Source organism: Enterobacter sp. K16B (genome assembly GCF_020216105.1).
GTDB classification, from domain to species: domain Bacteria; phylum Pseudomonadota; class Gammaproteobacteria; order Enterobacterales; family Enterobacteriaceae; genus Enterobacter; species Enterobacter sichuanensis.
In genome coordinates this window covers 1-7846 of the sequence record NZ_JAIWJZ010000102.1, presented here as the reverse complement: position 1 = coordinate 7846, position 7846 = coordinate 1, and the positions used below count along the sequence as shown (strand labels likewise).

At 62.2% G+C, this 7846-nt stretch carries 6 protein-coding genes; 3 read left to right on the top strand and 3 right to left on the bottom strand.

The window, feature by feature from the left end; genetic code table 11:
• The 3 genes from LDK53_RS17930 to lsrA all read right to left on the bottom strand — a co-directional run.
• A partial coding sequence (locus LDK53_RS17930; RefSeq protein ID WP_412174835.1) for an ABC transporter permease subunit occupies positions 1-256 on the bottom strand: 256 nt, incomplete at its 3' end.
• Positions 257-1288 carry an autoinducer 2 ABC transporter permease LsrC gene (lsrC, locus tag LDK53_RS17925; RefSeq protein WP_225287734.1) on the bottom strand — a complete coding sequence of 344 codons (1032 nt, stop codon included), beginning with the start codon at positions 1286-1288 and terminating at the stop codon, positions 257-259. It abuts the gene before it with no gap.
• Entirely contained in the window at positions 1285-2772 is a 1488-nt protein-coding gene (gene lsrA / locus LDK53_RS17920; protein WP_225287735.1) for an autoinducer 2 ABC transporter ATP-binding protein LsrA, read from the bottom strand. The genes lsrC and lsrA overlap by 4 nt, the downstream gene beginning before the upstream one ends.
• Positions 2773-2987: 215 nt before the next feature.
• Between lsrA and lsrR the strand changes: the two genes are divergently transcribed.
• From lsrR to LDK53_RS17905, 3 genes are all read left to right on the top strand, one after another.
• A complete protein-coding gene (lsrR, locus tag LDK53_RS17915) occupies positions 2988-3959 on the top strand; it encodes a transcriptional regulator LsrR (protein ID WP_095451841.1) in 972 nt (323 codons plus the stop codon).
• 32 nt (positions 3960-3991) lie between these two features.
• Positions 3992-5626 carry an autoinducer-2 kinase gene (gene lsrK, locus LDK53_RS17910; RefSeq protein ID WP_025759580.1) on the top strand — a complete coding sequence of 545 codons (1635 nt, stop codon included), beginning with the start codon at positions 3992-3994 and terminating at the stop codon, positions 5624-5626.
• 168 nt (positions 5627-5794) lie between these two features.
• Positions 5795-7816, top strand: a complete 2022-nt coding sequence (locus LDK53_RS17905; RefSeq protein ID WP_225287733.1) for an NADPH-dependent 2,4-dienoyl-CoA reductase — start codon at positions 5795-5797, stop codon at positions 7814-7816.
• Positions 7817-7846 lie beyond the last annotated feature (30 nt).

Genomic DNA, 7846 nt, shown 5'->3' with positions numbered 1-7846 from the left:
CCGCCATCGGCCACCCGGCCTGCATCATCACCCCCAGCGCGATAGCGCACAGGCCGATGGTGGACCCCAGCGAAATATCGATCCCGCCGCTGACGATCACCAGCGTCAGCGGCAGCGCCACAATGCCAATGCAGATGAAATCGCTGGTGCTGAACAGCAGCATGTTGATGTCGAGCATGCGCGGGTTGAGGGCGCCAAAGAGCAGGATCTCCAGCACCAGTAACATCAGCAGCGCGCTTTCCCAGTTAAGCTTCATTTACGCCACCTCTTTTTTGCGTTTGGGAAAGGGGGTGACGTGCTTTCCCCCTCGGTTGCCCGGCTGGAAGCGACCGTACTTGAGCGCCCGCTGATGACGCGCCAGCGCCTGGCGCAGCCGTCCGTCGAGCACCAGCACACCCAGCAGCACCAGCCCGGCGATAAAGTCGTTCCACCACGCCGGGAGCTTAAACAGCACCAGCACGGTATCGATTTGCGTCAGGAAGAAGGCACCGAGTAACGCGCCAATCAGCGTGCCCGTGCCGCCCAGCAGCGAAATGCCGCCGAGCACGCAGGCGGCAATGGCTTTCATCTCCAGCCCGCTGCCGGTCTGGTTCGGCACAAAACCGATCTGTGAGGCAAAGACGATCCCGGCGCAGGCCGCCAGCATGCCGTTAAGCGTAAAGGCGATCATCCGCGTGCGGTTCACCGCCACGCCCAGCTGGCGCGCCGCGGCAAGGTTATCCCCCACGGCATAGAAATCACGACCCAAGGCGGTGCGCGACAGCGTCCACGCACCTGCGGCGGCTAAAAACAGCACCCCCATACCGAGCGGCGAAACGCCGAGGACCACCGGCTCTGAGAGGGATTTCAGCCCGGGCGGCAGCCCTTCAATCCACTTCCCGTCGGTCCAGAGCAGCATTGCCCCGCGGTACAGCCCCAGCGTGCCGAGGGTGGCGACTATCGCCGGAATGCGCAGCCCCACCACCAGAAAACCGTTGAACGCCCCCGCCAGCGCCCCAACGGACAGGGCAAAGAGCATTGCCACCGGCAGGCTGTAGCCGCTGTTGAGCGCCACGCCGACGGCAATCGCCGACAGCCCGACGGTAGAGCCCACGGAGACATCAATATTGCGGGTCAGCATCACCAGCGCGGCACCGAGCGCCAGCAGGATCAGGATTTGCGCGCTGGCGAAGATCATCCCCAGCGTCTGAAGGCTCAGGTACGCTGGATTAAGCGCCACCAGCACGACAAACAGCGCCAGAATGGCGAGAAAGGCGCTCAGCTCGCGATTTTTCAGTAACGTCTTCATGATTGTCCTCCGAACGCCAGCGCCATCATGCGATCCAGGCTGACGGCGTGGCGCGGCAGTTCGCCGCTGAGCACGCCCTGATGCATCACCAGCACGCGATCGGCGAGGCCGGGAAACTCATCAAGATCGCTTGAGATCATCAGCACCGCCACGTTCTGCGCCGCCGCGCTTTTGAGCAGCTGATAGATATCGGCCCGCGCCGCCACGTCCACGCCGCGCGTGGGCTCATCGACGATCAGCAATAACGGATTGGCTTCAAGACAGCGTGCCAGCAGCACCTTCTGCTGGTTGCCGCCGGAGAGGGTGCGCACGGGTTGATCAGCATGGTTGAGCTTGATCCCGAGCGCCCGGTGGTAGCGTTCCACCACCGCAGACTCCCGCTTGCGCTGCTGCCAGAGAGACGGCTCGTTCAGGGCCACCGTGTTCCAGCGAACCGGCGCATCCAGGAACAACCCGGATACCTGCCTGTCCTCCGGCAGGTAGACCAGGCCTTTGTCCAGCCGTGCGCCAACGCTCTCGTGCGTGATCTCCTGATTCTCCAGCCAGACCCGCCCGCCGCGCACCGGGCGCAGGCCGTAGAGGGTTTCGGCAAACTCGGTGCGCCCGGATCCCACCAGCCCGGCCAGACCGACGATCTCTCCCGCGTAGATCTCAAGGCTCAGATCGATAAACCCCTCCCCGGTGAGATCGTCCACCCGCAGCACCGGAAAGTCCTGCGGCTGGGTGCGGCGATTGCCCGGCAGCGCCAGCCACAGTTTTTGCGCGTCGCTTAAGCCTTTCTCCCGGCTCACCGGCGTCATGGCGGCGATCAGGGCGTTATCGTCGAACTGCGCCGTTTCGCCGCTCAGCACCACCGCGCCGTCGCGCATCACCGAGACGTGGCTCGAAAGCATGCGGATCTCCGGCAGCTTGTGGGAGATAAAGACAATCCCGACGCCGAGATCCTGAAGGGCACGGATCTGCCGGAACAGGCGCTCGGTTTCGCCGGGCGTGAGCGAGGCCGTGGGTTCATCAAGGATCAGGATCCTGGCGTTGCGCATTAATCCGCGCAGGATCTCCACCATCTGCTGATCCGCCACTTCCAGGGTGCTGGCGGTGGCGTCGAGGTTAAGCTGGCACTGCAGCTGCTGGAGCTTATCGCCCAGCCGCTTTTCCAGATCCCGTTCGCGCGGCAGGCGGAAAAGGATGTTCTCCCTCACCGTCAGGTTGGGGAACAGCAGCGGCTCCTGCGGCACCAGATAGATGCCTAACGAGTGCGCCTGCACCGGGGAGAGCCGCGCATATGACTGCTCCCCGACAGAAAGTTCACCGCTGTCCGGCGTCTCAACCCCGGCGATGATCTTCATCAGCGTCGATTTTCCCGCACCGTTACCGCCCATCAGCGCATGTACCTGACCCGCAAGCAGTGTGAAATCAATGCCTTTCAGAACCGGCACACCGGAGAACTGCTTGCAGATATCGCGCGCTTTAAGAAGTGGGGTCATCATCGCTCCGCTATTGAACAAATGATTTTTAGATTTAATAATGTTCAAAAGCGTAGACGGTGAACTATATTTACAACCGTGCAGGGATCACAGTTTTATCGATTAAGATCCAGATTAAACAGAAAGCACCATAAAGATCCGTTTTGTCGCGTGGCTCACATTTTCCCCGCGCGCCAACGCGAACATATGATCTAAATTTTTATAAGAGTTCAACTATGAGCGATAAACGCACTGCGGAAGAAGGACGGTTTGCCGGGCTGGCACTGGCGGAAGAGGAGCTGGTGGCCCGCGTGGCCTGGTGCTACTACCACGACGGGCTGACCCAGAATGACATTGGCGAACGGCTTGGCCTGCCGCGGCTTAAAATCTCCCGCTTGCTGGAGAAGGGGCGTCAGTCCGGGGTGATCCGGGTGCAGATCAATTCCCGCTACGAGGGCTGTCTGGCGCTGGAAACCGAGCTACAACAGCGCTTTGGCCTGAAGCTGGTGCGCGTGTTGCCTGCCCTGAATACGCCGCCGATGAGTGTGCGGTTAGGCATTGGCGCTGCGCAGTCACTGATGGGCGTGCTGGAACCCGGCCAGCTGCTGGCGGTGGGATTTGGTGAAACCACCATGAGCAGCCTGCAGCACCTGAGCGGCTTTATCAGCTCACAGCAGATCCGCCTGGTCACCCTTTCCGGTGGCGTGGGGCCGTATATGACCGGAATCGGCCAGCTGGACGCCGCCTGCAGCGTCAGCATGATCCCCGCCCCGCTGCGCGTGTCATCCGCAGAAGTTGCCGGGATCTTAAAACGCGAAACCAGCGTGCGGGACGTGATCCTCGCCGCGACCGCAGCCGACGTGGCGGTGGTCGGCATTGGTTCGGTGAACCAGCGCCGTGACGCAACGATACTGCGCTCCGGCTATATCAGCGAGGGCGAACAGCTGATGTACGCCCGTAAAGGCGCGGTCGGCGACATTCTCGGTTATTTCCTCAATGCCGAGGGGGAATGCGTCGAGGAGCTGGAGATCCATAAAGAATTACTGGGCGTCACGCTGGATGAACTGGCGCAGCTGCCCACCATCGTTGGCGTAGCCGGCGGTGTTGAAAAAGCCGATGCGATTTATGCCGCACTGAAAGGTCGCCGTATCAATGGCCTGGTGACGGAAGAGACGACAGCCCGCGCGGTGCTGGCTCTGGCCGGATAAGAGTCGCCCTGCGCTAACAACGAGGCAAGCTCATGAGTTACCTTTTAGCGTTAGATGCAGGGACAGGCAGCGTTCGCGCCGTTATTTTCGATTTACAGGGCAATCAGATTGCCGTTGGTCAGGCCGAGTGGAAGCACCTGAGCGTGGAAAATGTGCCGGGCTCGATGGAGTTTGACCTCGACACCAACTGGCGGCTGACCTGCCGGTGTATTCATCAGGCGCTGGCGCAAGCGGGCCTGAGCGCGGGGGATATTCAGTCCGTCGCCTGCTGCTCCATGCGCGAAGGGATTGTGCTGTATGACCGCAACGGCGAGGCCATCTGGGCCTGCGCCAACGTTGACGCCCGCGCCAGCCGCGAGGTGGCGGAGCTCAAAGAGATCCACGACGACCGTTTTGAATCCGAAGTGTACGACGTTTCCGGCCAGACCCTGGCCCTGAGCGCGATGCCGCGCCTGCTGTGGCTGGCGCACCATCGTCCGGACATCTACCGTAAGGCCGCAACCATCACCATGATCAGCGACTGGCTGGCGGCGAAACTCTCCGGCGAGCTGGCCGTTGACCCCTCCAACGCGGGCACCACCGGCATGCTGGATCTCTTCTCCCGCGACTGGCGTCCGGCGCTGCTGGACATGGCCGGGCTGCGGGCCGATATCCTCTCGCCGGTGAAAGAGACCGGCACCGTGCTGGGGGCCATCACCCATGACGCCGCGCAGCAGAGCGGACTGCGCGAAGGGACCCCGGTGGTGATGGGCGGCGGTGACGTGCAACTGGGCTGTCTGGGGCTGGGCGTGGTACGAGCCGGGCAGACGGCGGTGCTGGGCGGCACCTTCTGGCAGCAGGTGGTCAACCTGCCGCAGGTACGCACCGATCCTGAAATGAACATCCGCGTGAATCCGCACGTTATCCCCGGCATGGCGCAGGCGGAGTCGATCAGCTTCTTTACCGGGCTGACCATGCGCTGGTTCCGCGACGCCTTTTGTGCCGAGGAAAAACTGATTGCCGAACGGATGGGGATGGACACCTATTCCCTGCTGGAAGAGATGGCCAGCCGCGTGCCGGCAGGTTCCCACGGGGTGATGCCGATCTTCTCCGACGCGATGCATTTTAAGCAGTGGTACCACGCTGCACCGTCGTTTATTAACCTCTCCATCGACCCGGAAAAGTGCAACAAAGCGACGCTGTTCCGCGCGCTGGAAGAGAACGCGGCGATTGTCTCGGCCTGTAACCTGGCCCAGATATCCCGCTTTTCCGGCGTGACGTTTGAGAGCCTCGTCTTCGCGGGCGGCGGGTCAAAAGGTGCCCTGTGGAGCCAGATTTTAAGCGACGTTACCGGCCTGCCGGTGCGTGTGCCGGAAGTGAAAGAAGCCACGGCGCTGGGCTGCGCGATCGCAGCCGGAACAGGCGCGGGGCTGTTTGCGGATATGGCCTCGACGGGCGAGCGGCTGGTGAAATGGAGCCGCGAGTTCACGCCGAACCCACAGCATCGCGAGCTCTACGACGGCATGATGCAGAAGTGGCAGGCGGTATACGCCGACCAGCTTGGGCTGGTAGACAGCGGGCTGACGACGTCGATGTGGCAGGCGCCGGGGCTGGTGCGGGCATCCCCCTCACCCCGGCCCTCTCCCCAAAGGGGCGAGGGAGAAAACCAGATCGAGCCAATACATTAAGACCGCACCGGCCAGTCCCCTCTCCCCTTTGGGGAGAGGGGTAGGGTGAGGGGCGAGTTCTTTGAGATCTATCACAATCATTCGATCCCGCTTTTACCTTTCCGCAGCCGCTGGCTAAATTAGTAACTCATCCGACCACATAACAATAATTTTACACTGGAAGAGACTATGAGCCGCTACCCGTCGTTATTTGCCCCCCTCGATCTGGGGTTCACCACTCTCAAAAACCGCGTGCTGATGGGCTCGATGCACACCGGGCTGGAGGAGCATCCGGACGGGGCCGAGCGTCTGGCGGCCTTCTATGCCGAGCGCGCGCGCCACGGGGTGGCGCTGATTGTCACCGGCGGCGTGGCTCCTGCCCCTTCCGGCGTCGGCATGGAGGGCGGCGCGGTGTTAAACGATGCGGCACAGCTGCCGCACCACCGCATGGTGACCGACGCGGTACACCGCGAGGGCGGCAAAATCGCCCTGCAAATCCTCCACACCGGGCGCTACAGCTACCAGCCGAATCTGGTGGCCCCCTCCGCCATTCAGGCGCCGATTAACCGTTTCACGCCCCATGCTCTCAGCCACGACGAGATCCTGGCGCTGATTGACGACTTCGCCCGCTGCGCCGCGCTGGCCCGTGAGGCGGGTTATGACGGCGTCGAGGTCATGGGTTCCGAAGGCTATCTGATTAACGAGTTCCTCGCCGCGCGCACCAACCAGCGTGACGACGAATGGGGCGGCGACTATGCCCGCCGCATGCGCTTTGCCGTGGAGGTGGTACGCGCGGTGCGCGAACGTGCGGGGGCTGATTTTATTATTATTTTCCGCCTGTCGATGCTCGACCTGGTGGAGGGCGGCGGCACCTTCGACGAAACCGTGCAGCTGGCGCAGGCGATTGAAGCCGCCGGCGCCACCCTTATTAACACCGGTATTGGCTGGCACGAGGCGCGTATCCCGACCATCGCCACCCCGGTACCGCGTGCGGCGTTCAGTTGGGTGACGCGCAAGCTGAAAGGGAAAGTCTCTGTTCCGCTGGTTACCACCAACCGTATTAACGACCCGCAGGTGGCGGACGATGTGATATCGCGCGGGGATGCCGATATGGTTTCCATGGCGCGGCCGTTCCTGGCCGATGCCGAACTGCTGTCCAAAGCGCAAAGCGGCCGTGCGGATGAGATCAACACCTGCATCGGCTGTAACCAGGCCTGTCTGGATCAGATCTTCGTCGGCAAGGTCACCTCCTGTCTCGTCAACCCGCGCGCCTGCCATGAAACCAAAATGCCGGTCATTCCGGCGGTCAACAAAAAACGCCTGGCGGTTGTGGGTGCAGGCCCGGCGGGCCTGGCGTTTGCGGTTAATGCCGCCTCGCGCGGGCACAGCGTGACGCTGTTTGATGCGGCCGGTGAAATTGGCGGGCAGTTTAATATCGCCAAACAGATCCCCGGCAAAGAGGAGTTCTATGAAACCCTGCGCTACTACCGTCGGATGATCGACCTGACGGGCGTGGATCTGCGCCTCAATCAGTGGGTAAAAGCGGCCGATCTGCTGGCGTTCGACGAGGTGATCCTGGCGAGCGGGATCGCCCCACGCACGCCTGCGATCGAGGGTATCGATCATCCGAAGGTTCTGAGCTATCTCGACGTGCTGCGTGACAAAGCACCGGTTGGGGAGAAAGTGGCGATTATCGGCTGCGGTGGGATCGGCTTTGATACCGCCATGTACTTAAGCCAGCCGGGCGAGGCCACCAGCCAGAACATTGCCGAATTTTGCGTGGAATGGGGGATCGACACCAGCCTGAACCAGTCCGGCGGCCTGCGTCCGGAAGGACCCCAGCTGCCAAAAAGCCCACGGCAGATAGTGATGCTCCAGCGTAAAGCCAGTAAACCAGGCGAAGGGCTGGGTAAAACCACCGGCTGGATCCACCGCGCCACCCTGCTCTCGCGTGGGGTGAAGATGATCCCGGCGGTGAGTTACCAGAAGATCGACGATGAGGGCCTGCACGTCACGATCGGCGGTGAGCCGCAGCTGCTGCGCGTGGATCATGTCATTTTGTGCGCCGGCCAGGAGCCGAAGCGCGATCTGGCGGATCCGCTGCGTGAAGCCGGGAAAACGGTGCACTTGATCGGCGGGTGTGATGTGGCGATGGAGCTGGATGCGCGGCGGGCGATTGCGCAGGGGACGACATTGGCTTTAGCGATTTGATTTCTTGCCCGGTGGCGCTGCGCTTACCGG